Source organism: Novosphingobium sp. CCH12-A3 (genome assembly GCF_001556015.1).
Lineage (GTDB): Bacteria > Pseudomonadota > Alphaproteobacteria > Sphingomonadales > Sphingomonadaceae > Novosphingobium > Novosphingobium subterraneum.
In genome coordinates, this window is the sequence record NZ_LSIA01000223.1 from 35,958 (window position 1) to 62,500 (window position 26,543).

Here is a 26,543-nt window from a genome sequence, read left to right on the forward strand (position 1 = left end):
CCACATGGATTGCCGCGTATAGCCCTTGGGGCGTAACGATCGGCGCAGAACAAACGGGTACAGTCTCCACCTCATGAGCCAGCCAGACGACGCGGAGATTGTCCATTTCGACAACGTCGGCCTGCGCTACGGCACGGGCAAGGAGGTGCTGACCGATGTCAGCTTCACGTTGTATTCCGGGCGCTTCTACTTCCTCACCGGTGCATCGGGCGCGGGCAAGACGAGCATGCTCAAGCTGCTTTACCTTGCCCAGCGCCCTTCGCGCGGGTTGATCCGCATGTTCGGCACCGATGCCATCACCCTGCCGCGAGAACGCCTGCCCGGTTTCCGTCGCCGCCTCGGCGTCGTGTTCCAGGACTTCCGCCTCGTCCCGCACCTGTCTGCGTTCGACAACGTGGCACTGCCCCTGCGCGTGGCCGGCGTGCCCGAGCGGGACATCGTCAAGCCCGTTTCCGACATGCTCGAATGGGTAGGCCTCGGCGATCGCAGCAATGCCCGCCCCGCTACGCTTTCTGGTGGTGAACAACAGCGCGTCGCCATTGCCCGCGCGGTGATCGGACGCCCCGACATGCTTGTGGCTGACGAGCCGACCGGTAACGTCGATCCCGAGATGGCGGTCAAGCTGCTGCGCCTGTTCGAGGCATTGAACCGCCTCGGCACGACCGTGGTCGTCGCCACCCACGACGTGCACCTTATCCAGAAGGTTCCGGAATCGCTGATCATGCGCCTGGACAAGGGCCGCCTGTCCGATCCCACCGGCGCCCTGCGCTATCCGCCGCGCCGCGCCGCCGTTCCGCCGCGCCCGGACGTGCTCGGCGCATGAGCGTACTTCCCGCCATCACCAGCGCCCTGGGTGGCGACTGGCGCGAACGCACCAGCGCGGAAAGCCGACTGCTGCCTCAGGGCAAGCTCTCCGGCCCGATGCCTTGGGTCATCGCGATCATGATCGGCCTGACTGTCGTTGCCACCGCCAGCGGCCTCGCCTTGCGCAACACGGCCCGGGCGGCGCGGGCCGATGTCGCCGGTGGCGTCACCGTCCAGATCGTCCACGGCGCCCCGCGTGAGCGAGACCGTCAGGCCCGGGCTGCCCTGGCTGTCCTGAAGGCGACGCCGGGCATTGCCGAAGCGCGCCTCGTCCCCCAGCAGGAACTGGACGCGCTGGTGGAGCCCTGGCTCGGCACCAGCGCGGGCGACGATGTCAACGCCCTGCCGGTGCCCGCGCTGATCGATGTCCGCCTCGCTGGAAGTGCCGATCCCGCGCGGGTCAAGGCCTTGGGGCAGGCCGTCCGGCGCAAGGCACCGGCGGCTCGCATCGATGCGCAGGCCAGCTGGCTTGCTCCGGTGTTCGAGGCGGTCCATGCGCTGCAATGGCTCGCTGGCGGCCTGATCGCGCTGCTCGCCTTTGCTACCGTCGCCACGGTGCTGCTGGCTTCGCGCAATGCGCTGGGCAACCACCGCAGCACGATCGAGATCGTCCACATGCTCGGCGGCACCGACAGCCAGATCGCTCGTATCTTCCAGCGTTCGATGGCAGTGGACGCAGCCGCGGGCGGCATCGGCGGCCTGTTGCTTGGCGTGGTCGTGACAGGGCTTCTCGGCCGCCAGTTTGCCGCGCTTGGTTCGGGCATGATGGCCGCCGGTGGCCTTGCCTGGAGCGACTGGATCGCAATCTGCTGCATTCCCCTGGCCGGCGTCCTGCTCGCCGTCCTCACCGCGCGCCTGACCGTGCTGAGCGCCTTGAGGCGCATGCTGTGACCAAGCGGGGCATCTTTCGCCGTCTGTTTGCGCTCCTGCTGATCGCGTGGGCGTTGGGTTTTATCTGGTTTGCGGTATTCCTGCCGCGTCCGGTGGTTGAACCGGTCCGCACCGACGGCGTCGTCGCGCTCACCGGCGGGGGAGGGCGCATCCCGCACGCGCTCAAGGTGCTGGAACGCGGTCGCGCCAGCAAGCTGCTTGTCTCGGGCGTGGACCGTGAAGTGCGCCCGCGCGAGTTCGCCGCCGAATACAAGGTGCCCGATCGCCTGATGCTGTGCTGCATCGTGTTGGGCTACGATGCGGTCGACACGCGGTCGAACGCGGTCGAGGTCACGCGCTGGGTAAAGGAGAACAAGCTGCGCTCTGTCCGTCTCGTCACGACGGACTGGCACATGCGCCGCGCCGCTTTCGACCTTTCAGCCGAAGCGCCGACCCATCTCATCATCGTCGAAGATGCCGTTGTGTCGAAGCCCAGCTTCCGCATCCTCTTCATCGAATACAACAAGTACGTTGCGCGCCTCGTCGTCTGGCTCGGAGCGAAAGCGATCGGCTGGTAAACTTGCGAACTCTGCTGTCCATCCCCCGCAACCTGCTTTTCTACGCCGCGTTCTATGGCGGCTCGGTGTTCTTCGTGCTTGGCTCGTTGGCGCTGATGTCGGTCTGGCGCGATGGTTTCCGCACCGTGGTGCGCGGCTGGGGTGGCTGGCACCGGCTCTGCGCGCGCGTCCTGCTCGGCATTCGCGTCGAACTGGAAAACCCGGTATTCAAGCCGGGCGTACTCTATGCCATCCGCCACGAAGCCTTTTTCGAGGCGATCGACCTGCCGTGGCTGTTCCGCCTGCCGGTGGTCTTCGCCAAGGCGGAACTCATGAGCATACCCGGTTGGGGGCTCGCCGGCCGGAACTACGGCCTGATCTCGGTCGAGCGCGAGGCAGGCGCGCGCGCCCTCCGTACGATGCTGACCGAGGCTCGCCGCCTGATCGCCGAGGGCCGCCCTCTGATCATCTTCCCTGAAGGCACCCGTGTCCCGCATGGGCAGCGCCGCCCCCTTCAGGCAGGCTTCGCTGGGATCTACAAGCTGCTTGGCCTGCCGGTCATCCCGGTCGCGGTCGACAGCGGTCCGCTGTATCATCGCACGTGGAAGCAGCCGGGTATCATCCGCTATCGCTTTGCCGAGGAAATCCCGCCCGGTCTCAAGCGCGAGGAAATCGAGGCGCGCGTCGAGGCCGCGATCAACGCGCTCAACGCATGAGCGAAACTGCACCGAGCGAGGAGGAGCAGCGCTCGCTGGTCGAAGTGCTTGGCCCCGGCCTGATCACCGGCGCCGCTGACGACGATCCATCGGGTATTGGCACCTACAGCCAGGTCGGCGCGCAGTTCGGTTATTCGCTGGCCTGGTCGATGATCCTGGCCTTGCCCCTGCTCGTCTCGATCCAGGCGATCTGCGCGCGGATCGGCGCGACGACGGGGCGCGGCATCGCCCACAACCTGCGCCGCCACTACCATCCCGCGCTGCTGCGCACGATGGTTGCGCTGCTGCTTGTCGCCAACGTCATCAACCTCGGCGCAGACCTTGGCGCGATGGGTGCGGTGCTGGCTCTGCTGATACCGGGGCCGGAACACCTGTTCGTGCTGCTGTTCGGCGTCGCGAGCGTGCTGGCTGAAGTTTTCGTCTCCTATGAACGCTACGCCCGCATCCTCAAATGGACGACGCTCTCGCTGTTCTCCTACATCGCCGTGGTGCTGGTCGCCGATGTCGATTGGAGCGCGGCCCTGCGCGGCCTGACAGTGCCCAGCTTCGCGCTTGATCGCGATCACACCATGGCGCTCGTTGCCATCTTCGGCACCACGATCAGCCCGTACCTGTTCTTCTGGCAGGCGGGTCAGGAAGTGGAGGAACGCCACCGTCGCCACGCTAAGCCCCTGTGCATCACCCCGCGTGAGGCAGGCCCCGAACTGCGCCGCATCCGCAACGATACGCTGACCGGCATGGGGTTCTCCAACGTGACCGCGCTGTCCATCGTCATGGCCACTGCCGCCACGCTTCACGCGAGCGGCTTGACCGAGATCCAGTCCGCGCAACAGGCGGCCACGGCCCTGCGTCCCATTGCAGGTGATTTCGCCTTCGCGCTGTTCGCGCTCGGCATCATCGGCACCGGTCTGCTCGCGGTGCCGGTCCTGGCCGGATCCGCCGCCTATGCGGTGAGCGAAACCTTCCGCTGGACCGAGGGGCTTGATCGTCGCCCGCGCGAGGCCAAGGCCTTCTACGCCGCCATCGCGCTGGCAACGCTGGGCGGCGTTGCGCTGAATCTCATCGACCTGGACCCGATGCGCGCGCTCTACTGGGCTGCCGTGGTCAACGGACTGCTTGCCCCGCCATTGATGGTCGTCACCATGATGATCGCCCGCAACCCGCGCATCATGGGCCGCCTCGCCATCTCGCGCCGTCTTGCCGTGGGCGGCTGGCTCTCCACCGCCGCGATGTGGGCCGTGGCGCTGCTATTTCTGCTCGGCTGAGGTTCCACTTATGCGCTTGTCGATTGCTTCAATCCGCAAAACCCAAGTAGCTCGCCTGCTTGTGGCCGTGCCGGCACTCATCGTCTTCGGTCAGGGAGAACTCAAGGCATACACGCCACCGCCCGTCCCGCCGACAGCAGAGCAAATCGAAGCAGTCCGCGCCCTGATAGCCCAACTCGCGCCGTGGGATGCAGATATGAACCCAGAGATGCGCACTGCCGTCGCAAATTGGCTCCGCGAACAACACAGCGATGCCACGCCCAACCAACGGGCAGTCTTTATGCTGAAAGTGGCGGAGCGATACCGCAAGGCGATGCGGTCACCCGACGATGCAACGCTTCAGGAGCTCGCCATTCCTTACCGTTATATCGAAGAACGCTCAGTCCGCAGCCTGATGGCGTTTCTCGACGCGCCGGACGGTTACAGCTTTAGAAATCGCTTCGAAGATTTGCCCATCCGTCACGAGGGAGCGGCACGGAGGGTTTTGCCACAATTGACGGAGATTTTTGCCGAAGCGGTTGAAGGTGCAGCACGGCTTGAGGAGGTCAACAAGAAGAAGCGCTGACCATCAGCCTGCACTCTCCTTCGCCCCATTATGATCGCTGCGCCCGAAGTCGGGCCGCGCATCGTCCTGGCCCATCTCGATGATGCCGCGGCGGATCGCGCGGGTGCGGGTGAAGTGGTCGAACAGCACATCACCATCGCCCTTGCGGATCGCCTTCTGCAACTCGGTCAGGTCCTCGGTGAAGCGCTGCAGCATTTCCAGAACCGCGTCCTTGTTGGAAAGGAACACGTCGCGCCACATTGTCGGGTCCGAGGCGGCAATGCGGGTGAAGTCGCGGAAGCCGCCGGCGGAGTACTTGATCACCTCGCTCTGCGTGACCTGCTCGAGGTCCGATGCAGTACCGACGATGGTGTAGGCGATCAGGTGGGGCAGGTGGCTGGTCACGGCCAGCACCTTGTCATGATGCGCGGCGTCCATCGTCTCGACCCGCGCGCCCAGCGCCTCCCAGAACGCCACCAGCCGCGCTGACAGCGCCGGGTCTGCGTCGGCAGGCGGCGTGACGATGCACCAGCGGTTGCGGAACAGCGTGGCGAACCCTGCGTCCGGCCCGCTGCGCTCGGTCCCAGCCACCGGGTGCGCCGGGATCACGTGATGGCCCGGCAGAGCCTCGGCCAGAGCCGCGGCCACCGTCTCCTTTGACGAGCCAACATCGCTGACCAGCGCATCCCGGGCCAAGCCCGGCGCAATCGCCCGCGCGGCGGCGCCCATCGCGCCCACGGGTACGCAGAAGATCACCAGATCCGAACCTTGCGCCGCTGTCTCGGCGCTTTCGGCAATGCGGTGTGCCAGCCCAAGTTCCGCCGCCTGCGCGCGCACGCCGGCATCGGCATCCCATCCGATCACCGTCATGCCGGGCAGGAATGCCTGCACCGCATGGCCAATCGACCCGCCGAGCAGACCCAGCCCGACGATCGTGACCTGTCGGAAGGGCGTGTCGCTCACTTCGCGCTCTCGCACATGGCGCGGATGGCCTCGGCAATCTCGTCCATCTGCACCCGCGTGCCGATGGTTATGCGCAAGGCCCGCGGCAGGCCCTGGCCCGGCAGCCAGCGCGTGATGTAGCCGTGGTCCATCAGGCCAAGGTAGACGTCCTCGGCGCTGACCTTGCCCTCGAACAGGATCAGAACGAAGTTCGCCTTGCTCGGCAGCGGCCGCACGCCATGGTTGCCCAGTGCTTCCAGCTTCTCGACAAAGCGCGCGCGCTCGGCCGTGTTGTGCTCGCGCGAGGCGATGACGAAGGCCTGGTCCTGCACCGCCGCGAGGCCCGCCGCCTGCGCCGTGTTCGACAGGTTGAACGGTCCGCGAATACGGTTGAGCATGTCGACGATGTCGGCATGCCCGGTGCCCCAGCCGATGCGCTCGCCGGCAAGGCCGTAGATCTTCGAGAAGGTGTGCGTCACCAGCACGTTCGATGCCCGCGCGGCAAGGTCCAGCGCGCCATCGTCATCCGCCGGATCAAGATACTCGGCATAGGCTCCGTCCAGCACCAGCAGCACATCGCTGCGCAGTCCCGCATGGAGCCGCTCGATCTCGGCGCGCGGCAGCCAGCTGCCGGTGGGATTGTTGGGATTGGCAAGGAACACCACCCGCGTCTTGTCCGTCACGCAGGCGAGCAGTGCATCGACGTCCGTGCCGTAATCGGCATCCGGCGCCACCACCGGCACTGCGCCACAGCGCCGCGCGGCAATGTCGTAGACCGAGAAGCCGTAGCGCACGTAGAGCACCTCATCGCCCGGCCCGGCATAGGCCTGCGCGGCAAGGTTGAGCAGCTCGTCGGAGCCGGTGCCCATCACGATCCTCGCGGGATCGATGCCGTGAACTTCGCCGATGGCCTTGCGCAGTTCCGTGCTGTCCGGATCCGGATAGGTCGCCGGATGGGCAGCCATCCCCCGCGCCTCGAGCGCAGCCGCGCTGGTGCCCAGCGGATTCTCGTTGGCGGAAAGCTTGGTCAGCTTCTGCCCGTCCTTGCCGGTCGACTTGCCGGGGACGTAGGCGTGAATGCCGAGAATCCAGTCTTTCGGCCGAGGAGCGGGAGGAGTCGTTGCGTTTGCCATAACGCCCCGCGCCTTACGGTCTGCCGGGGTTCCGGGCAAGCGAACCGCCGATCGCGAACAAAAAAAGGGCCGGAAGCGGGCTAGCGCTTCCGGCCTTAGTCTGTTCGCAGGAGGAACAAGGTTTGGCGGGGAGGGAGATGAGAGGGAGAGGATCTGGCTCTCCAACCCCGCCAATTCGGGAATTCAGGTAATCAGTAGTTGTAAGCGCGCTCTCCGTGCTCACCGAGGTCGAGGCCTTCGCGTTCGACTTCTTCGGTGACCCGCAGACCGGTGACAGCCTTCGAGACATACATGGCGATGACGGTGGCAACTGCGGCCCAGCCGATGGTGGTGACGACTGCCATGATCTGCACGACCAGCTTGGCGCCCATGTCGTAGTCTTCCGCGCCAGGTCCGCCGAGCGACGGAGCGTAGACGATCGCGGTGCCGATGGCGCCGACGATCCCGCCCACGCCATGGATGCCGAAGGCGTCCAGGGCGTCGTCATAGCCGAGCTTCGGCTTGACCACGGTGACCATGTAGAAGCAGACGATCGAGGCGATGGCACCAAGGACGATCGCACCGAACGGGCCCGAGTTGCCGGCAGCCGGGGTCACCGCGACGAGGCCGGCGATGATGCCCGAGCAGAAGCCCAGCGCCGAACCCTTGTGGCCGGCTGCACGCTCGGCGAGCATCCAGAACAGGCCGGCAGAAGCGGTGGCGACGAAGGTGTTGATCATGGCAAGTGCAGCCGAACCGTTGGCTTCGAGAGCCGAACCAGCGTTGAAGCCGAACCAGCCCACCCACAGCAGACCGGTGCCGATGCTGGTCATGGTCAGCGAGTGCGGTGCCATGATTTCCTTCTGGAAACCGATGCGCTTGCCGAGGATGAGGCAGGCCACCAGAGCCGAGACACCGGCGTTGATGTGCACGACCGTACCACCGGCAAAGTCCAGTGCGCCCATGTCGAAGAACAGGCCGCCCGCTGCCCACACCATGTGCGCAATCGGGAAATAGGAGATCGTCAGCCAGACGGCGGCGAACACCATGATCGCCGAGAACTTCATGCGTTCGACCACCGAACCCAGCACCAGCGCCACGGTGATCGCGGCAAAGGTCATCTGGAAGCAGATGAACACATATTCCGGAATTTCCACGCCGGCAGTGAAGGTCGCAGCCTGGCTCGAGGCGTCGACGCCCGAGAGGAAGAACTTGCCCCAGCTGATGAAGGCATTGCCTTCGGGACCGAAAGCGAGGCCGTAGCCGAACATCACCCACATCAGCATCGCGAGACACGCGACGGCGCCGATCTGGGTCATCGTCGCGATCATGTTCTTGGTGCGGGTCAGGCCGCCGTAGAACAGCGCGAGGCCGGGAAGGATCATCATCAGGACGAGAATGGTCGAGACCATCATCCAGGCGGTATCGCCCTTGTCGACGGTGGCGGCAGGGGCCGCCTCCTGTGCGAAAGCGGCAGTGGCAGCGAAGAGCGAAGCGCCCGTTCCCGCCAAGCCACCGATCATCTTGCGGATCATGTTGGTTCCCCTAAGGTCGGAAATGGAAGGCGCGCTCAAAGCGCGGTATCCCCGGTTTCACCGGTGCGAATGCGCGTGGCCGATGCGAGGTCGAGGACGAAGATCTTGCCGTCGCCGATTGCTTCGGTGCTGGCAGCCTGCTGGATCGTTTCCACGATCTGCGGCGCAAGATCGTCGCTCGCAGCAACCTCGATCTTCACCTTCGGCAGCATGTTGGTCGAGTATTCGGCGCCACGGTAGATTTCGGTCTGGCCCTTCTGCCGACCAAAGCCCTTCACCTCCGACACCGTCATCCCAGCAACGCCCAGCCCGGACAGTGCTTCACGCACTTCGTCGAGCTTGAACGGCTTGATGATGGCGATGATGAATTTCATTCATGCCCCCTTCTGTTGCCCTCAACGCCGGGCGACCTGCCGGCGAGGAGTATTAAGCAAGGGGCGTGCCAAATCCGAATTTGTACGGATTCAGCCTTTCACGGGAACAAAAATGGCCACGTGGTGGTTATGCGCGCTCGATTCTTGTGCAGCCAAACCGGCGTGCCCAATTTTTAGGCAGGGTCCGGTGCACGGATTCGGAGCACCGATTCAGGGCAGGACCAGTTCGGCCCAGACCGGCAGGTGGTCCGATCCCACCGCGGCAAGCGGACTGTGGTGCACACCCAGGCCCTCCACCCGGAGCCCATCACTCACCACGATCCGGTCAAGCTGCGCCACGGGCCGGCGCGAAGGAAAGCTCCGTCCCGGCGCAAGGACTTTCAGCGGCGCGGCGAACGCTCCCAGCGCGCCGCCCGACGGCGACCATTCGTTGAGATCGCCCATCATCACGACATGGCCGGGTTCGGCGTGCCCGGCGACATGCCCGCACACCGTCTCCACCTGCTGGCGGCGGCGCAGGCCGGAAAGATCGAGATGCATGCCCACCACGCGCACCAGCGCGCCGCCCATGCGCAAGGTGGCACAGACCGCCCCGCGCGGCTCGATTGTCGGCAATGGCACGGCGCAGGCTTCCACAACTTCGATCTCGCGCCGCACCAGCAGCGCATTGCCGTGCCAGCCCATGCTCGCTCCGGTCCGCGCCCGATCGTAATGCCCCGGCTCCACGGCACGCCACGGGCTGTGGTCGTCAAGCGTGGCGCGGGGAATCACCGCCTCGCGCAAGCCGAAGCGGCGGTCCGCTTCCTGCAGGGCAATCACGTCGGCATCGATCTCGCGCAGGATTGTCATGATCCGGTCGGGATCACGCTGCCGGTCAAGCCCGACGGCCTTGTGGATGTTGTAGCTGGCGACCTTGAGTTTCAAACCGGCGTCAGGCCCCTGAAATATAGCGGTCGGTCGGCGTCACGGGCAGTCCGTCGATGCTGCTGGTGCGCGCCGCCATCTTTGCTTCCCAGGCCGCAGGATCGGATTGCGCGTGGTACTTCACCAGCGTTTGCCGCTCCTGCTCGAGTGTCATCAGCGGCACGCCCCAGCCACAGCTTGTCTGGGCGCTGTCCACCGCGATGTCGAAGATCTGGCGTGTGCCTGCCAGAACCGTGAAATGCGCTGCCAGTTCCTGCCATGCGGGATCGGCAGGAAGCACCGGCTTGCCATGGCCATACAACCGAAGGATCAGCGCAGGCTGCTGGAAATTGGTCATCATGATCGTGATGCGGCCATCGGCCATCAGATGCGCGTGCGTCTCGTTGCCCGATCCGGCAAGGTCAAGATAGGCGACGCGATTTGGTCCAAGCACCCGGAAGCAGTCATAACCCTTGGGCGAAAGGTTGATCCGCCCTTCCGCTGCGGCCGTGGCCACGAAGAACACCGACTGCTGCCCGATCATCGCCTCGTGCTCGGGCAGGATGCAGTCGGTGAACTTTGCCATCAGAGGAAGTCTTTCAGCGTCGCGATGAACTTGTCGAACTGGTCGTGGTGCAGCCAGTGCCCGGCGTTCTCGAACTCGATCACCTCGGCATTGCGGAAGTGCTCGATCATCCCGTTCTCGACCGGATTGCCGGCCCAGGAATCCGCGCCGTTCAGCAGCAGGGTCGGACAGGTGATGGCCTTCCACAGCTCGTTGCGCTGCTCGATGGTGATATCATAGGGCGCGCCATCGACGTTGAGATGCGGATCGAACTTCCAGCTGAACGTGCCGTCTTCGTTGCGGTTGATGCCGTGGCGGGTCAGGTGTCGCGCCTGCTCGTCGGTCAGGTAGGGGTTCTCGCCCTTCATGCGCGCATAGGCGTCCTCGAGCGTTGGATAGCGGCGCGGCAGGCGCCCGGCGGCCTTTCGCTTCTCGCCGATGAAATCCCGGACGCGCCGTGCGAAGGGCACGTTCTTCATCATCGCCTCGCGCTCGGGCGTCGGGAACAGCCCTTCGATGGCCACGATCTTGCGCACGTTTTCCGGAAACAGCCCGGCATAGCGCAGGCTGGTGTTCGCGCCCCACGAATGCGAGACAATCGTCACCGGGGCGAGGTCGAGCTGGTGGATCAGCTGGGCCACGTCATAGACGAGGTCCATCGTGCGATAGTTGCCGTCCTCGGTCCACTGGCTGTCACCGTGGCCGCGGTGGTCCATGGCGATGATGTGCCAGTCCTCGCGCAGGGCCTCGGCGGTCCAGTCCCACGACCGGCAATGGTCGCGCCCGCCATGGACCAGCAGCAGTGGCGGCTTGTCCGTGTTGCCCCAGTCCACATAGTGGAGGCGCAGGCGCTGAGAGATGAAGGTGTTCGAACTGGGACCGAGTAACTGCATGAGCCGAGTAACTGCGCCGGATAGGCCGCGGTTTCAACCCCCGGATGCCGCTGGGCCCGCTACCTTTCCTTCGTTGCCGAGAAGGTCAGCTCAGGGTTGCGCTCCTGCTGGTAGCCCACATCCCATGACGATCGCGCCATGAAAACAGGGTCGCCATCGCGATCCTTGGCAAGGTTCGATGCATTGAAATCGGCAAAGGACTTGAGCGCCGCGTCGCTGCCCTTGAGCCAGCGTGCGGTATCGAACGGCGAAGGTTCGAGCACCGCCTCGACCTTGTATTCCGCCTCGAGGCGCGAAACCAGCACGTCGAGCTGGAGCTGGCCGACCACGCCGACGATCCACTGGCTGCCGATCTCCGGATAGAATACCTGGATCACGCCTTCTTCGGAAAGGTCGTCCAGCGCCTTGCGCAGCTGCTTGGTCTTGGTCGGGTCCTTCAGCACCACGCGGCGCAGGATTTCCGGCGCGAAGTTCGGCAGCCCCGTAAAGCGCAGGTCGTTCCTTTCCGAAAGCGTATCGCCCACGCGCAGGGTTCCGTGGTTCGGGATGCCGATGATGTCGCCCGCCTCGGCGGTGTCGGCAATCTCGCGGTCCTGCGCGAAGAACAGGATCGGCGAATGCACGGCGATCGGCTTGCCCAGGCCCGAAGGCGTCAGCTTCATGCCCCGCCTGAACGTGCCCGAGACCATGCGCATGAACGCGATACGGTCGCGGTGCTGCGGGTCCATGTTGGCCTGCACCTTGAAGATGAACCCGGTCACGTCGGGCCGCTCCGGTTCCACCGTGCCTTCGCTCGACTTCTGCGGGCGCGGCGGCGGAGCATAGCGGGCAATCGCATCGATCAGCTCGGCAACGCCGAAGTTCTTCAGCGCCGATCCGAAATAGACCGGCGTCAGGTCGCCATGGCGATAGGCTTCGAGATCGAACTCGGGGTAGCCGGCGCGGGCCAGTTCGATTTCCTCGGCAATGTCCTCGGGTATGTCGATCGCGGGTTCGCGCTTGCCCAGGAATTCGCGGCTGTCACCTTCGGGACGGGCGATGGTTTCGTCGGCGAAGTTCATCACGCCCTGAAAGATCCCGCCCATGCCGATCGGCCAGGACATCGGCACGACGTCGAGCGCCAGCGCATCGGCGACTTCGTCCAGCGTCTCGAACACCGAACGGCCTTCGCGGTCGACCTTGTTGACGAAGGTGATGATCGGCACCGAGCGCATGCGGCAGACTTCGAACAGCTTGCGCGTCTGCGGCTCGATACCCTTGGCCGCGTCAATCACCATGATCGCCGAATCGACCGCGGTCAGCGTGCGGTAGGTGTCCTCGGAAAAGTCCTCGTGGCCCGGCGTATCGAGCAGGTTGAAGACAACGCCGTCCTTCTGGAACGTCATCACCGACGACGTCACCGAAATCCCGCGCTGCTGCTCGATCTTCATCCAGTCCGACCGCGCGCGGCGGGCGGCCCCGCGTGCCTTGACCTCGCCGGCAAGGTGGATCGCGCCGCCCTGAAGCAGCAGCTTCTCGGTCAGCGTGGTCTTGCCCGCGTCAGGGTGCGAAATGATGGCGAAGGTGCGGCGATTGGACATGGGGAGCGCGGTTAGCGCGGGTTTACGGTCACGTCCATGCGGAAGCTGCGCGTCGCGCCGGGATCGAGCAGGACGACGCCGGGCTTCTCGCGGAAATCGCCGGTGAAGCCTGCGGGGTCGGCGTAACCCTGCCACGGCTCGATGCAGATGTAGCGCGCGCCCGGAACCTGCCAGACGCCCATCGACGTCGTGTCGGGGAAATGGAGGTCGAGAGTGGTCCCGCCATCGGTGCCATAGGTGAGCGACTTGCTCTCGAACACGTCCCAGATCAGCGCATCGTTGCGGAACAGGTCTTCGTGCAGCCGCAGCTCGCGAGAGTTCGCAGGACTCGGCACGGAGTTGGGGGAGAGTTCGCCAGAGTTGGGGGTGAGTTGCCGTAGAGTTGGACTTTCCGCCCTTTCGAAGACAAGCTTATGATCTTCTTTGGGAAAACCCCCCGGAAGCGGCCACGCGAAGGCCGGATGGAAGCCGAAGCTGAAGGGCAGCGCTTCCGCGTTGGGATTGAACACGCTGACCTCGGTGTGCAGCGTCATGCCCTCGATGCGGTAGGCCACTTCGAGCACGAAGTCGAACGGATAGACCTCGCGCGTCGCCGGCGAATCCGTCAGGCGGAAGCGTGCCTCCGCCCCTTCGGCATGAACCGGGGCGAAGGCACTGCGTCGTGCAAAGCCATGTTTCGGCATGGAAAATTCGCGACCATGAAGGCGCAAGGTGTCACCCGACAGCGCCCCGACGATCGGAAACAGGAAGGGCGCGTGACCCGACCAGAAGGCCGGGTCCGCATCGGTCATGTATTCCGCCCCCGCAGCATCGGTCAGCGACCAAAGCTCTGCGCCCAAAGGATTTATTTGCGCAGTCAGCTCCTCGCTGGCGATGGTGACGAGATCGTCACTCATCCGCGCAGGACACCGCCGAGCTTGGCGGCAGCCGCCACTACCTTGTCCGAAATCGCCTTGAGCGTCGCCTCATCGAACGACTTCTCGACCGGCTGGAGCGTCACTTCGATGGCAAGGCTCTTCTGGCCCTCTGGCACGCCAGTCCCGCGGAAGTCATCGAAAATCCGTGCCGAAACAATGGCCTGCTTGTCCGCACCCTTGACAGCACGGAGCAGATCGCCCGCAGGGACCGAGGCCGCGACAAGGAAGGCAAAGTCGCGCGTCACCGCCTGCAGTGCAGGTGGCGCAAAGTGCGGGCGGGCGAACTGGCCTGGGCCCTTGCGCGGCGGGATGCTGTCGAGGAACAGCTCGACCACCGCCACGGGACCATCGAGATCGAAGGCCCTGGCGGTTGCCGGATGCAGCATGCCGAAGCGCGCCAGCACCTGCTTTGGCCCGAGGCGCAGGGTGGCCGACTGGCCGGGGTGGAACTGATCGCCAGCCTCGCCCATGACCTGCAGGTTGTCGACCGGAGCGCCCGCTTCTGCAAGCAGCGCCAGCGCTTCGGCCTTGGCGTCGAATGCGTCGAACGGCCTGGCCTTGCCAGTCGCCCAGCCGCGCGAGACGGATTCGCCTGCCAGAACAACGGCTAGGCTCAGCTTTTCGTCGCTCGCGCCATTGGCGCCGCGCAAGTAGCGGCGGCCGATCTCGAACAGGCGCACCGAGGTGGCGCCACGGTGGAGATTGCGCTGGGCGGCCGAGAGCAGGCCGGGCAGCAGCGAGGGGCGCATGACCTTGAGGTCTTCGGAGATCGGGTTGGCCAGCGCCCAGGTTTCCTCGCCATCGGCAAAGTGCGCGGCTTCCTTCTCGGGCAGGAACGACCACGTCACCGCTTCATGCAGGCCACGCGAGGCAGCCGCTCTGCGGACCCGGCGCTCAAGCGTCTGCACCGCAGTTGCGGTCGGCTTGGCCACACCATCTGCGCGCGGCAGCGGCGTGGAAGGCACGGCATCGAGCCCGTGGACGCGGATCACCTCCTCGACGATGTCGGGCGCGCCGTCCACGTCCGGGCGCCAGGTCGGCACGGTGACGGTCCAGTCTTCGGCCACATCGAAGCCGAGCGCGGCAAGGATGCGCTTCTGTTCGCCATTGCCGACGTCGATGCCGCCAAGGCTCCCGGCCAGCTTCGGATCATAGGCCACGGTCTTGCGCGCCAGCGGCGGTTGCCCTGCGCGCACGACTTCGCTCGCTTCGCCACCGCAGATCTCGAGGATCAGACTGGTCAGCAGGTCGAGCCCGGTATCGAGGAACGCCGGATCGACGCCACGTTCGAACCGCCCGCGCGCGTCGGAAGCTAGCGCCAGCGCCTGCCCGGTGCGGGCGATGGAAGCCGGATCGAAGTACGCAACTTCGAGCAGGACGTCGGTCGTCCCGTCCGAGCAGCCCGAATCTTCGCCACCCATGATCCCGGCGATGTCATGCACGCCAACATCGTCGGCAATCACCGTCATCCACGGCTGCAGCGCATATTCCTTGCCATTGAGCGCGAGGCAGGTCTCGCCTTCGCGCGCCTTGCGGGCCACGACCGCGCCCGAAAGCTTCGCCAAGTCATAGGCGTGAGCCGGGCGGCCATAGCCGAGCATGACGTAATTGGTGATGTCTACCAGCGCCGAGATCGGACGCTGGCCCGCGCTCTTCAGGTAGTCCTGCAGCCACTTCGGGCTTGGCCCATTCTTTACGCCACGAATCACGCGGCCGTAGAAGGCGGGGCAACCTTCAGGATCGTCGGTGCGCACTTCGACCGGGCAGGGGAAGCTGCCAGCAACCGGCTTGGCTTCGATCGGCTTGAGCACGCCCAAGCCCGCCGCAGCGAGATCGCGGGCGATGCCGTGAACGCCCATGCAGTCCGGACGGTTGGGCGTGATCGCCACGTCGAACACCGGGTCCGATCCGAGGTAATCGGCAAAGGTCGTGCCGAGCGGCGCGTCTTCGGGCAGTTCGATGATGCCGTCATGCTCTTCGCCAAGGCCAAGCTCGCGCGTCGAGCACATCATGCCGTTGGATTCGACGCCGCGGATGGCGGACTTACGAAGTTCCATGCCATTGGCCGGGACCACTGCGCCGGGCAGGCCGAGCACGCCGACGAGGCCTGCACGCGCATTGGGCGCGCCACAGACAACCTGCAGGGGCGAACCATCACCAAGATCGACGGAGAGCACCTGCAGCTTGTCGGCCTGCGGGTGCTTCTCCGCCGTGAGCACGCGGGCGACGCGGAAGCTCTTGAGCGCCGCCGAGGCATCTTCGACGCCTTCGATCTCCAGGCCCAGCGAGGTCAGCTTTTCGGCGATGGTGCGGGCGTCGGCCTTGGTATCGAGGACCGACTTCAACCACGAAAGCGAGAACTTCACGAACGTACTCCAACACCGCCGGAAAGGGTCGGCACATCGAGCGCGCCGAAGCCGTAGTGGCCAAGCCACCGCACATCGCCATCGAAGAAGGCGCGCAGGTCATCCATGCCGTACTTGAGCATGGCGAGGCGATCGACGCCGGTGCCGAAGGCGAAGCCCTGCCATTCATCGGGATCGAGCCCGCCGAACTCGATGACCTTGCGGTTGACCATGCCGCTGCCCAGCACTTCCATCCAGCCACCGTTCTCCGCATCGCCGCTGCCGCCAACGACGCGCTTGCCGTTGATGAGCGTGTAACCGACGTCGACCTCCACCGAAGGCTCGGTGAAGGGGAAGTAGCTCGGGCGCAGGCGCAGGACGATGTCGTCCCGTTCGAAGAAGGCCTTGAGGAAGGTTTCCAGCGTCCACTTGAGATGGCCGAGGTGGATGCCCTTGTCGATGACGAGGCCTTCGATCTGGTGGAACATCGGCGTGTGCGTGGCGTCCGAGTCCGAACGATAGACCCGGCCGGGGGCGATGATGCGGATCGGCGCGCCTTGCGCGATCATCGAACGGATCTGCACCGGCGAGGTATGCGTGCGCAGCAGCATCGAAGGGCCTTCGGCATCCTTGTCAGGGAAATAGAAGGTATCGTGCATCGCGCGCGCCGGATGGGTCTCGGGCATGTTGAGCGCGGTGAAGTTGTGCCAGTCGTCCTCGATCTCGGGACCGCTCGCGACGGCGAAGCCCATGTCGGCGAAGATCTCGGCCAGTTCGTCCATGACCTGCGAAACCGGGTGGACCGAACCCCTGGGCGCTTGCGGCGCGGGAAGGGAAAGGTCGACCGTTTCGGCCGCGAGGCGCGCTTCGAGCGCGGCGCTTTCCAGTGCGTTCTTGCGGTCTGCGAGGGCGGCGGTCACCGCTTCGCGTGCGGCGTGAATCTTCGGGCCTTCGCTCTGCCGCTGGTCCGGGGTCATCCCGCCAAGCGACTTGAGCAGGGCGCTGACCCAGCCCTGCTTGCCGAGCGCGGAGACGCGGATCGCCTCCACCGCTTCGGGCGTGCCTGCTTCCGCAATGGCCGCGAGCGTTGCGGCCTGCTGTTGATCGAGGTTTTCCATCGGCAAGCCGCTAGCCGCAAATGCGCCGGAATCAAAGTCTGGAGTTAAGATCGAGTGGGGGTGTGCAGGGCTTGAACCGCCGCGCCGACGAACTCCTTCCGTGCGCGCATGACTTCCTGCAGCACGGGCTTGGGGCAATGGGCATATTCGCTCGGGCTCATGCCCATGAAACGGTGGAAGTCCCGAACGAACTGGGCCTGATCATGGTAGTGACCATCGATCGCGCCGATCCACTTCAGCGACGGGTCCATCATGTACTGCACGAGGCTGCGCATGAAGCGCTGGCGACGCAGGAGGAGCCGGGGCGGGAAGCCGAAGTGCTTGCGGCACAGGCGCTCCACGGTGTGGGTGGGCAACTGGGTCGCCTCGGCCATCTCGCTGACGGAAGCGATGTCCGGATCGACCAAGGCGGCGTGGCAGGCGACAATGCGTGGATCGTCTTCGACGTCGGCCGCCAGGTTCTGTTCGAAGAAGCGGGTGATGCGCGAAAGTTCGGCCTGCTCGTCCTTCTCCTTGCCGAAGACCGAGGCCGCGAGAGGACGGAAGGGGGCAAGGAAAGGCTCGCTGGCGACGTCATAGATATGATCGGCGTGCGCATTGGCGGGCTGGCGCACGAAGCGCGCCCAGCCCAGCGGCAAGAGGCCGATGCCCCAGATGCGCGTGGTGCCGGTGGTGAATTCCAGAGTGGTGCTCGTCGGCCCGGTGGCGTTGGCCTGGACGCCCGCGAACGGAGGCCGACCCGGCAATTGCGAATCCGGAAAGTCGCCCTGGTAGATGCGGATGTTTGCCCATTCAGGGTGGAGGTGATCGGTCACCCGGCCTTGGGGCACGTCGATCTCGGTCAGGTAAAATGTCGTGAAATAGCGCTGCAGCGGCTCTGGCGGCCGATGGAATCGAACCCGGACTGTGCAGTCCCCGGTCAAGCTGTGCGCGCCCCTGTTTACTTTAGTTATGTGTTGTTCATCCGCACCCTGCACTGCGCTTGCGCGAATCGCAACGAAAAAGGGCGGCTCCCGAAGGAACCGCCCTTTTGTTCAGCCTGCTTGCAACGTCGATCAGGCGGCGGGCAGGGCAGCCTTCGCCTGAGCGATGACGGCGGTGAAGATCGCACCTTCGTTCATCGCGAGGTCGGCCATGGTCTTGCGGTCGAGCTCGATCCCGGCAAGCTTGGTGCCATGGATGAACTGCGAGTAGGTCAGGCCTTCGGCGCGGACAGCAGCGTTGATGCGCTGGATCCACAGGGCGCGGAAGCTGCGCTTCTTGACCTTGCGGTCGCGGTATGCGTACTGGCCGGCCTTTTCGACGGCCTGACGGGCGACGCGGATGGTGTTCTTGCGACGGCCGCGATAGCCCTTCGCCTGATCCAGAATCCGCTTGTGCTTGGCTTTGGTGGTTACACCACGCTTGATACGGCTCATAGTTCAGCGCTCCTCAGTTCAGCCCGTAGGGCGCCCACTTCTTGATCACTTTCGCATCGGCGTCGGAGATCACGTCAGTGCCGCGGTTCTGGCGGATATACTTGGCGTTGTGGCTGATCAGGCGGTGGCGCTTGCCGGCAACGCCGTGCTTCACCTTGCCGGTGGCGGTGAGCTTGAAGCGCTTTTTCACGCCGCTCTTCGTCTTCATCTTGGGCATTTTCGTCTCCTGATTTCGACGCGTCCGATCTGCCTTGGCAGCCCTTGTGGCCAGGCCGATCATCGAATCCGTGTCGGTTGAAGGTGGGGCCGTTAGGGGATGCGGCGCGGAAAGGCAAGTGTTGTGGAGTCTTTGCACGGTGCGCCCTGGCATCAGCAAAGGGCTGGCGGCACCGGCCCGCTCCCCCGCGAACCGGCGTCGCTTTTCATTTCCCGATATCCGCCAGATCGTATGGCGTCGTCTGGTACGTCTCGTTTACCCAGTTGCCGTAGAGCAGGTGGCCGTGGCCGCGCCAGGTGTTGGCGGGCATGGCCTGGGGATCGTCACCGGGGAAATAGTGGCGGGGCAAGTACTTGCCCGCCAGCGTCAGCGTATCGTACTCGAGATGGTTGAACATGTGCAACGTGTTGTGGGCCGGGTCATCGATCAGGCACAGGCCGGTTTCGGCGCTGTCGGCAAGGACCGAAAGGCCGCGACCTTCGGGCAGGTCCTCGCGGCGCACTTCGCTCCAGCGCGACACAGGCACGTCGAACACATCGGGCAGGCCGCGCATGAAGGGACTGGCGGGCGCGTGGTTGATGTGGCGGAACACGCCCGAGGCCTTGGTCGGCAAGGGGTGCTTCTCGATGCCATGGAAATGATGCAGCGCGGCCATCGCGCCCCAGCACACCGACAGCGTGCGGTGCACGTTGGTCTGCGACCAGTCGAAGATGCGGGCGAGCTCGTCCCAGTAGCTGACCTCTTCATAAGGAATCGTCTCGACCGGTGCGCCGGTGACGATCAGGCCATCGTACTTCTCGGCACGCACGTCCTCCCACGGACGGTAGAAGGCCGAGATGTGACCTGCCGAAGTGTTCTTGCTGACGTGGTCGGAAATGCGCACCAGCTCAAGCTCGACCTGCAGCGGAGTTGCGCCCAGAAGGCGGGCGATCTGGGTCTCGGTGGTGATCTTGTCTGGCATCAGGTTGAGCAGGGCGATCCGCATCGGGCGGATGTCCTGGCGCGCGGCCTCGGTCTCGCTCATCACGATCACGCCCTCGGCCTCGAGTGTGCGGCGGGCGGGGAGATTGTCGGCAATCCTGATCGGCACGTGTAACGTCTTCCTCAAACCTGAGGGAGAAGACGCTCTTCACGGTGTCCGTGTCCGTTTGGTTGCCGGATCGGCCACATCCCCTTTCTGCTTGCGGCAGATCGGGTACCACCTTGCCCGGATCGGCAGGTTGGCGTTGGAGCGTCACTCCAACTCTCGATGTAGGACGACAGATAGAACCGCCTTGAAAGCTTTGCAACGGGGCGAAGGTGCAGGATGACACTTGCTATTGCGATCCACTCTCATTATTAATGCGAGTCATTGGCAGGAAGCGTGCTGCCCTGGAGTTTCAGTGCAATGTTCATCTGTATCTGCAATGCCATCCGCGAGAAGGATATCCGCGCCACTGCCCGCTGCCACGCCGGCAATGCAGAGGAGATCTACGGCCGCATGGGCTTCAAGCCGCAGTGCCGGCAGTGCCTTGATGATGCCGAGGACGTGATCGCCGACGAGCGCGCCTGCGCGCTGGCATAAGTCCCACGTTGCAAAGTGTTGCAGGCACCCGGTGCGAGTCGTTCGCGCTTTATGCCGCCCATCCTGCAGCGTAACGTCGCTCCATCCATTGCAAAGGAGCCAGCGCGATGAAGGGCGATGCCAAGGTCATCGAATATCTCAACAAGGCCCTGCTCAACGAGCTGACCGCGATCAACCAGTACTGGCTGCACTACCGCCTGCTCGCCAACTGGGGCGTCAAGAAGCTGGCCGAGTACGAGCGCCACGAATCGATCGACGAGATGAAGCACGCCGACATGCTGGCGGACCGCATCCTGTTCCTCGATGGCCTGCCCAACTTCCAGGCGCTCGGCCGCCTGCGCGTTGGCGAATCGGTCGAGGAGATCCTCAAGGCTGACCTTGCCTTGGAGATGGATGCCCTGCCGCTGCTCAGGGACGCCATCGCCCACTGTGAATCCGTGCGCGATTTCGTCAGCCGCGATCTTTTCGCCAAGATCCTCGAGAGCGAGGAAGAGCATGTCGACGTGATCGAGAAGCAGTTCGACAAGATCGAGCGCATGGGCCTGGCCAACTACATCCAGCTCAACAGCGAAGCCGCCGAAAGCTGATCCTGGCGCTGCGAAGCGGCCTCCTACTCGGCCGCTTCGCTCACTTCCGCGCTTTCCGCTGCCTGACGCGCCCACATTTCGGCGTAGAGGCCATCGCGGCGCAGCAGGTCGGCGTGGTTGCCTTGTTCTGACAGGCGCCCCTGATCCAGCACGAGAATCGTGTCGGAATCGGCAATCGTCGACAAGCGGTGCGCGATCGAGATCGTGGTGCGGTGGCTGGCGACGGCGCGCATGGTGGAGAGGATGTCCTGCTCCGTGCGGGTATCGAGCGCACTGGTCGCCTCATCGAACAGCAGGATTGGCGGGTTCTTCACAAGGGTGCGCGCGATGGCGACGCGCTGCTTTTCGCCGCCCGACAGCTTCAGGCCGCGTTCGCCGACTTCGGTGTCATAGCCTTGCGGCAATCGCGCGATGAAGTCTGCGATCGCCGCGCCCTTGGCGGCGGCCTCGACCTCGGCCATTCCTGCACCGTCACGACCATAGGCGATGTTATAGCCTATGGTGTCGTTGAACAGCACCGAGTCCTGCGGAACGATGCCCAGTGCGGCGCGCAAGGAAGCCTGCGTCACGCCTGCAATGTCTTGCCCGTCGATCAGGATACGCCCGGACCACGGGTCATAGAAGCGGAACAGCAGGCGCGCGATGGTCGACTTGCCCGCGCCTGATGGGCCGACGATGGCCACGCGGCTGCCCGCAGGCACTTCGAACGACAGACCGTGCAGGATCTCGCGATCGCGGTCATAACCGAACACGACATTGTCGAACGTCACCGAGGGCCGGTTCACCACCAGCGCAGGCGCATCGGGGGCGTCTGCCACTTCGATATGCGTGTCGATCAGGCGGAACATTTCGGCCATGTCGATCAGGCCCTGCCGGATGGTGCGATAGACCATGCCGAGCATGTCGAGCGGGCGGAAGAGCTGGGTGAGGTACGTGTTGACGAAGACAAGGTCGCCGACCGTCAGCCGCCCTTGCGACCAACCATAGACCGTCCACGCCATTGCCCCTGCCATCAGCAGGTTGACGATCAGGGCCTGCGCGATGTTGAGCAGGCCAAGGCTGTTTTCGCTCTTCACCGCGGCATCGGCGTAGGCGCGCGCGGCGGAGGCGTATCGCGCTTCCTCGCGCGCTTCGGCGCCGAAGTATTTCACCGTCTCGTAGTTCAGCAGCGAATCGACCGCGCGGGCCAGCGCCTGGCCATCGAGCCGGTTCATCTTCTCGCGCAGCGCCGTACGCCATTCGGTGATGGTGCGCGTGGCGTAGACATAGGCGATCACGGCAAGGATCGTCGCCGTGACCAGTCCCAGCCCGAAGTTCAGCCAGAAGATCACGATGACCGCCGTCAGCTCGATCACCGTCGGCGCAATGTTGAACAGCAGGAAATAGAGCATCGTGTCGATGCTCTTGGTCCCACGCTCGATCACCTTGGTTACCTCGCCGGTGCGGCGGGCGAGGTGGAAGCGCAGCGAAAGCTTGTGGAGGCGGGCGAAGACGTTTTCCGCCAGATGCCGCGTGGCGTCCTGGCCAACGCGCTCGAACACGATGTTGCGCAGGTTGTCGAACAACACCCCGGCAAAGCGACCGAGGGCATAGGCCAGGACGAACGCCAGTGCGACGGTCAGGGCAGGCTGAGAGCCTGCCGGAAGCGCCATTGCGTCGACGGCTTTCTTGTATGCGAATGGCAGCGCAAGTGTCGTCGCCTTGCCGAGCAGTACCATGACCACCGCGCCCATGACCCGGCGGCGCAGGACCGCATTGTCGGCAGGCCAGAGGTACGGGAGGAAGCGCTTGAGCGTGGCCCAGCCATCGTGGCGGGCGTCTTTGGGACTCGTCGGTGTATCAGGTGGCATGGGTTCCCACATAGGGAACGTGGACGGCTATGCCAGAGCTTTGAAAGTTTACAGCGGCAAAGGCGGCCTTGCAGGCAGACTGGCAATCAGAACCGGATGCTCCTGTGCGAGTCCGGCATTGTGGTCCCGGGCGGCAGGTCGAACAGCACGCGCCTTGTTGCGAAGTCGATCGCCACCCGCCTGAACATGCGCATCTGCGCCATACCCAGCAGGATTGCCGGGCGCTTGACCAGATCGAGCCGGTGGAACGCCGGGGAGTCGGCAAAGGCGAGGGGGGTATTGTGGATCTGCAACCCTTCGATCTCGATCGTCGAGGCCATGACAATATCCGCATTGAGCGCCTGGCCCGTCACCGAGAACAGTGTCGTCTGCTCGGTGCGGTTGCGGCGGGCCATGGCCTTGCGCAGCGCAAGGTTGCCGATCGAGCTGTCAGACCCGGTATCGAGCACGACGTCGGTGTGGACGCCATCGATGATCGCGTTGGTCATGATCAGCTGGCCCGAACGCCGCTTGGCCTTGACGACGATCTCGAAGCCTTTCGTGCCGCCCAGCGATGCGGCATCGCCAATGGCGATCCGATTGGCGCCGAAGTCGATCAGCACGCGTTGGTCCTGCAGGCTGTCGAGCCCGACGATGCCTTGCGCGCCGATATGCTCGGCTTCCAGCAGCGGCGCGGTCAGGGTATAATATGTCCGCTTGCCGAGGCTTATCTCCTCGACATCGACCAGTTCCACTTGGTGCGAGCCTGCCACGCCGACGACCACGCCATTGCCGGTCACAGGCAGGCCCAACCCTTGCGCCACCTGCCGTGAAAGGACCGTGCGCTCGGAGCCGGTGTCGATCAGGAAATCGTAGGGGCCGCTTTTCCCGATCAGGACCGGGACAGTCATGCGATCATGTCTGTCCCGTTGGAGCTGCACAAGCTCGTCAGCAGGTGATGGGAAGGGCTGGGTCGCCGGTTCGCTGGCGAACGCCGGCGGCACGATGCTGGCCAGCGCAAGCATGAAAAGCCTTCGCGAAAACACCGGCAAAGGGTGGCCCTGTGGCATGGCGACTTCTCCCATGCCTGATTTACGCCTGCATGGGCGCCTTGGCGAGTCCTTAGCGCGTGGCGGGGGACGAGCGACGAATGAGCGCCAGCAGTCCGCGAGCGATCTCGTGGATCTCGGCGTAAAGCGGATGGCCGAGCACTCGCAAGGAGGCGAGCCACAGCACGATCCCGAGCGCAACAGTCGATGCGGCCTGCACCAGCCCGAGTTCGGCGGGACCTTGCCCGATGAAGAACCCCAGCAATAACGGCAGGACTGCGGCCAGCGAGACGGCGGCACTACGCAACCAGCCCAGCAGGATGTCGCGGTAACGCAGCTCGAGTGTCGAAGCCAGCAAGGGCAGGTAGATCACGACCCATAGCCCGGCATGCAGCACGCGCGAGGCGGCCACCCATTCGAGACCGAGCGGCGCAGTAAGTGCGATCAGCACTACGGACAGCACCGTCTCGATGACCATGCAGCGCATGAGCGGCTTCAGCCGTCCCATAAGCACCGGCAGGTCTGCATAGAGCGGCAGCGCGACGTAGCCGATCTGCGAGAGCGCAACCCAGGTGAGCAGGGGCGCCGCTGCCATCCAGCGCTCGCCGTAAAGCAGCCTGATCAGGGGCTCGCCGAGGACCGCGATGCCCGCCATGGCCGGCCAGGTTACCCCGGTATAGGCCGCCAGCACGCGCAGATAGGGTGGCCCCAAGGGTTCACCGCTATCGCGGATCCGGCGAAACGCGGGATAGAAGACGCCGGTAACCGCACCCGCGATCAGCAGGCGCAACTGCAGGGCCAATCCCGATGCGCGCGCAAAGAGGCCGACAGCGGCGCTGTCGATCATGCGCCCGATGACCAGCTCCGGCGCGCGGGCAGAGAGTGAACTGCAGACCACTTGTACGGTGTTGGTGCCGCCCAGTGCCATGACGTCTGCCGCGCGCGCTATCTTTGGCGGCCACGGCAGCATGCCGCCCGAACGCCACTGACTGATGAGCAACCGCGCCGCCTGTTGTGCGAAGGCCCCCCAGGCGAGGGCAAGCGCGCCATGACCAAGGATCGCCAGGATCAATGCGGTCAAGGCGTTGGCCACCGCCGCTCCGACCTCGATCATCGTGTTCGAACGATAGTCCATGCGGCGCTGGCAGGTCGCCTGGGGGACGATCGCCAGCGGCACCAGCAGGTAGGATGCCGCGATGACCAGAGTGATCGGCAGCAATTGCGGGTCACCGTAGAAGACAGAGATCGGCCACGCACTGGCGAGAGCCAGAAGCGCTATCCCCCAGGCGAAGACCACCGAAATCGTGAAAGCGGACCGCAGTTTCTCTGCCGTGAGATCGCGCTCTCCATTGATATAACGCGTGACGCCGAAATCCTGCAGGAATGCGACCAGCGTGACCGCGGCAAAGGCGATCGAGAACCGGCCCAGCTGATCGGGCGTGATGTACCAGCGCGCGAGCACGATGCTGGCCACGAACTGCAGCGCAAAGGAGGCATATTGCGAGATCAGCGCCCAGACGGCTGCCGCGCGGACAGACATCATCGGTGCGCCAGTCCGGTCGGTTGTCTGGTCGGCGGGTGATTGCGGAGCGGCCATCGTCAAATATGCAGGAGCAGGGCTATTGCCAGTCGCATGGCGCGTAATGGCACGCCGAACAGGACAAGACGCATTACCGTGCGCCAAAGCTCTGGCCCGTTGCCCCCGTCGCGAACATGATCGATCAGGAGGGGGAAACCTGCGCCGCGCATGGCATCGCGCGAATAAATGGCGCCCCGCGCAACCTTGTCCCGGATCTGGCGAGACAGGCCCGGAGTGTCGAACACCCGGTCCAGCGCCTCGACGGCGGGAAGCTGCTGCATGTGCTCTGTGGGATCCGGTCGGCCGAGCTGACGCTCGCGGTAGGCGAGTTGGGCAACGGCGGCCCCGTATTGCTGCGCGAACGCATGGCGGTTCGAAATCTGGCCAGCATAATGCCGATAGCTGAGCAGGCGTTCGGGAATGTTCGCCAGTTTCGTGACCGATGCCAGTCGCAACCAGAGATCGTAATCCTCGCAATGCCGATAGGCGACGTGATAGCCCCCAACGGCGCGAACGATGTCGCGTCGCGCCATGATGGTGGGATGGCTCAGCGGGCTGCGCTGCTCTATGATGGCGAGAACATCGTCGAAGGTGACAGGGTGCTCGGGCGCATGCGTCACGAACGGCCGGTCATACTCGTCGATGTCCTCGGTCCACGTACCAATGACGCCGTGATCCGGATTGGCCTCGAGAAAGGCAACTTGGCGCGCGAACCGATCCTGCCGGCAGACGTCATCTGCGTCCATCCGGGCAAACAAGGGAGCACGCGCTGCCGCCAGCAGTTCGTTCAGGCTGGCAATGAGGCCCCGATTCTCTCTCGCAATCACCCGGATGCGCGAATCCTGCGCGGCGTGGTGCCTGGCGATCTCGACGCTGCGATCATTCGATCCGTCATCCAGTATCAGGAATTCGAAGTCGGCGAAGGTCTGCCGGCGCACGCTGGCGATGGCTGCATCGAGGAACCGCTCACCATTATAGACGCTCATCGCGACGCTGACAGCCGGGGTGACAGGCCTCGCGGCATTGGGCGACATTGCGGCGGTCGATCCGGGCGCGGGGATTTCGCTGTGGTGCATCAGTGATTCACTAGCCGCGAGGTTTAAACATTGGCTTACCCGTCATGAGCCTGAGGAGAGGCGGCACTTGGGGTGTTGCTGACCGGTAGAGAATCGGCGCAAACGGCCGATCTTGATGGCTCGA

The 26,543-nt window shown here is 64.6% G+C and carries 27 protein-coding genes and 1 riboswitch; of the genes, 8 read left to right on the plus strand and 19 right to left on the minus strand.

Features of this window, described 5'->3' with window-relative positions; all coding sequences use genetic code 11:
- Positions 1-73 precede the first annotated feature (73 nt).
- From ftsE to AX703_RS17685, 6 genes are read left to right on the plus strand one after another with little or no spacing between them, the layout of a single operon-like run.
- Positions 74-823, plus strand: coding sequence for a cell division ATP-binding protein FtsE (gene ftsE / locus AX703_RS17660; protein ID WP_039333651.1), 750 nt, complete (start codon positions 74-76; stop codon positions 821-823).
- A complete protein-coding gene (locus AX703_RS28000; protein ID WP_039333653.1) occupies positions 820-1,755 on the plus strand; it encodes an ABC transporter permease in 936 nt (311 codons plus the stop codon). The genes ftsE and AX703_RS28000 overlap by 4 nt, the downstream gene beginning before the upstream one ends.
- Positions 1,752-2,312, plus strand: a complete 561-nt coding sequence (locus tag AX703_RS28005; RefSeq protein ID WP_369821036.1) for a YdcF family protein — start codon at positions 1,752-1,754, stop codon at positions 2,310-2,312. The genes AX703_RS28000 and AX703_RS28005 overlap by 4 nt, the downstream gene beginning before the upstream one ends.
- 2 nt (positions 2,313-2,314) lie before the next feature.
- On the plus strand, positions 2,315-3,007 hold the full coding sequence (locus tag AX703_RS17675; RefSeq protein ID WP_062345956.1) for a 1-acyl-sn-glycerol-3-phosphate acyltransferase: 693 nt from the start codon (positions 2,315-2,317) through the stop codon (positions 3,005-3,007).
- A complete protein-coding gene (locus AX703_RS17680) occupies positions 3,004-4,272 on the plus strand; it encodes an NRAMP family divalent metal transporter (protein ID WP_062345958.1) in 1,269 nt (422 codons plus the stop codon). The genes AX703_RS17675 and AX703_RS17680 overlap by 4 nt, the downstream gene beginning before the upstream one ends.
- Before the next feature lie 16 nt (positions 4,273-4,288).
- On the plus strand, positions 4,289-4,837 hold the full coding sequence (locus tag AX703_RS17685; RefSeq protein WP_231735598.1) for a hypothetical protein: 549 nt from the start codon (positions 4,289-4,291) through the stop codon (positions 4,835-4,837).
- A 3-nt stretch (positions 4,838-4,840) separates the two neighbouring features.
- Here AX703_RS17685 and AX703_RS17690 read toward each other — a convergent pair whose 3' ends face one another.
- From AX703_RS17690 to AX703_RS17760, 15 genes are all read right to left on the minus strand, one after another.
- On the minus strand, positions 4,841-5,779 hold the full coding sequence (locus AX703_RS17690) for a prephenate/arogenate dehydrogenase family protein (RefSeq protein ID WP_156452116.1): 939 nt from the start codon (positions 5,777-5,779) through the stop codon (positions 4,841-4,843).
- Complete coding sequence (gene hisC, locus AX703_RS17695; RefSeq protein ID WP_062345964.1) at positions 5,776-6,891, minus strand: histidinol-phosphate transaminase; 1,116 nt, start codon at positions 6,889-6,891, stop codon at positions 5,776-5,778. The genes AX703_RS17690 and hisC overlap by 4 nt, the downstream gene beginning before the upstream one ends.
- 191 nt (positions 6,892-7,082) lie before the next feature.
- Positions 7,083-8,405 carry an ammonium transporter gene (locus tag AX703_RS17700; protein ID WP_039333662.1) on the minus strand — a complete coding sequence of 441 codons (1,323 nt, stop codon included), beginning with the start codon at positions 8,403-8,405 and terminating at the stop codon, positions 7,083-7,085.
- Positions 8,406-8,440: 35 nt separating this feature from the next.
- The gene (locus tag AX703_RS17705; protein WP_039333663.1) at positions 8,441-8,779 is read right to left on the minus strand and encodes a P-II family nitrogen regulator; all 339 of its coding nucleotides are present in this window, start codon (positions 8,777-8,779) and stop codon (positions 8,441-8,443) included.
- Between the two features lie 210 nt (positions 8,780-8,989).
- Complete coding sequence (locus AX703_RS17710; protein ID WP_062345966.1) at positions 8,990-9,703, minus strand: endonuclease/exonuclease/phosphatase family protein; 714 nt, start codon at positions 9,701-9,703, stop codon at positions 8,990-8,992.
- A gap of 7 nt (positions 9,704-9,710) precedes the next feature.
- Entirely contained in the window at positions 9,711-10,268 is a 558-nt protein-coding gene (locus tag AX703_RS17715) for a pyridoxamine 5'-phosphate oxidase family protein (protein WP_062345968.1), read from the minus strand.
- On the minus strand, positions 10,268-11,140 hold the full coding sequence (locus AX703_RS17720; RefSeq protein ID WP_039333667.1) for an alpha/beta fold hydrolase: 873 nt from the start codon (positions 11,138-11,140) through the stop codon (positions 10,268-10,270). The genes AX703_RS17715 and AX703_RS17720 overlap by 1 nt, the downstream gene beginning before the upstream one ends.
- Positions 11,141-11,199: 59 nt before the next feature.
- Positions 11,200-12,720, minus strand: coding sequence for a peptide chain release factor 3 (locus AX703_RS17725; RefSeq protein WP_062345970.1), 1,521 nt, complete (start codon positions 12,718-12,720; stop codon positions 11,200-11,202).
- 11 nt (positions 12,721-12,731) lie between these two features.
- The gene (locus tag AX703_RS17730) at positions 12,732-13,616 is read right to left on the minus strand and encodes an aldose 1-epimerase family protein (RefSeq protein WP_062345972.1); all 885 of its coding nucleotides are present in this window, start codon (positions 13,614-13,616) and stop codon (positions 12,732-12,734) included.
- Complete coding sequence (pheT, locus tag AX703_RS17735) at positions 13,613-16,003, minus strand: phenylalanine--tRNA ligase subunit beta (RefSeq protein WP_062345974.1); 2,391 nt, start codon at positions 16,001-16,003, stop codon at positions 13,613-13,615. The genes AX703_RS17730 and pheT overlap by 4 nt, the downstream gene beginning before the upstream one ends.
- A complete protein-coding gene (gene pheS, locus AX703_RS17740) occupies positions 16,000-17,100 on the minus strand; it encodes a phenylalanine--tRNA ligase subunit alpha (protein ID WP_062345976.1) in 1,101 nt (366 codons plus the stop codon). The genes pheT and pheS overlap by 4 nt, the downstream gene beginning before the upstream one ends.
- A gap of 44 nt (positions 17,101-17,144) precedes the next feature.
- Positions 17,145-18,023, minus strand: coding sequence for an AraC family transcriptional regulator (locus AX703_RS17745; protein ID WP_230487710.1), 879 nt, complete (start codon positions 18,021-18,023; stop codon positions 17,145-17,147).
- 132 nt (positions 18,024-18,155) lie between these two features.
- Positions 18,156-18,518: a 50S ribosomal protein L20 gene (gene rplT, locus AX703_RS17750; protein ID WP_039333676.1), complete on the minus strand. Its 363-nt coding sequence runs from the start codon at positions 18,516-18,518 to the stop codon at positions 18,156-18,158.
- A gap of 13 nt (positions 18,519-18,531) precedes the next feature.
- Positions 18,532-18,735 carry a 50S ribosomal protein L35 gene (gene rpmI / locus AX703_RS17755; RefSeq protein WP_039333769.1) on the minus strand — a complete coding sequence of 68 codons (204 nt, stop codon included), beginning with the start codon at positions 18,733-18,735 and terminating at the stop codon, positions 18,532-18,534.
- Between the two features lie 205 nt (positions 18,736-18,940).
- Positions 18,941-19,825, minus strand: a complete 885-nt coding sequence (locus tag AX703_RS17760; RefSeq protein WP_062345977.1) for a homoserine O-succinyltransferase — start codon at positions 19,823-19,825, stop codon at positions 18,941-18,943.
- Between the two features lie 48 nt (positions 19,826-19,873).
- A riboswitch (SAM-I-IV-variant riboswitch) is annotated at positions 19,874-19,993 on the minus strand.
- A gap of 129 nt (positions 19,994-20,122) precedes the next feature.
- Here AX703_RS17760 and AX703_RS17765 point away from each other — a divergent pair.
- Both AX703_RS17765 and bfr read left to right on the plus strand, forming a co-directional pair.
- Entirely contained in the window at positions 20,123-20,299 is a 177-nt protein-coding gene (locus AX703_RS17765; protein WP_039333680.1) for a bacterioferritin-associated ferredoxin, read from the plus strand.
- Between the two features lie 107 nt (positions 20,300-20,406).
- Positions 20,407-20,886, plus strand: a complete 480-nt coding sequence (gene bfr / locus AX703_RS17770; protein WP_062345979.1) for a bacterioferritin — start codon at positions 20,407-20,409, stop codon at positions 20,884-20,886.
- Between the two features lie 23 nt (positions 20,887-20,909).
- Here bfr and atm1 read toward each other — a convergent pair whose 3' ends face one another.
- From atm1 to AX703_RS17790, 4 genes are all read right to left on the minus strand, one after another.
- Positions 20,910-22,736, minus strand: a complete 1,827-nt coding sequence (atm1, locus tag AX703_RS17775) for a heavy metal ABC transporter ATP-binding protein/permease Atm1 (RefSeq protein WP_062345995.1) — start codon at positions 22,734-22,736, stop codon at positions 20,910-20,912.
- An 86-nt stretch (positions 22,737-22,822) separates the two neighbouring features.
- Complete coding sequence (locus AX703_RS17780) at positions 22,823-23,740, minus strand: aspartyl protease family protein (protein WP_062345981.1); 918 nt, start codon at positions 23,738-23,740, stop codon at positions 22,823-22,825.
- A gap of 97 nt (positions 23,741-23,837) precedes the next feature.
- Positions 23,838-25,361, minus strand: coding sequence for an oligosaccharide flippase family protein (locus AX703_RS17785; RefSeq protein WP_062345983.1), 1,524 nt, complete (start codon positions 25,359-25,361; stop codon positions 23,838-23,840).
- Positions 25,362-25,363: 2 nt separating this feature from the next.
- Positions 25,364-26,419 carry a glycosyltransferase gene (locus AX703_RS17790; RefSeq protein ID WP_231735599.1) on the minus strand — a complete coding sequence of 352 codons (1,056 nt, stop codon included), beginning with the start codon at positions 26,417-26,419 and terminating at the stop codon, positions 25,364-25,366.
- Positions 26,420-26,543: the final 124 nt, after the last annotated feature.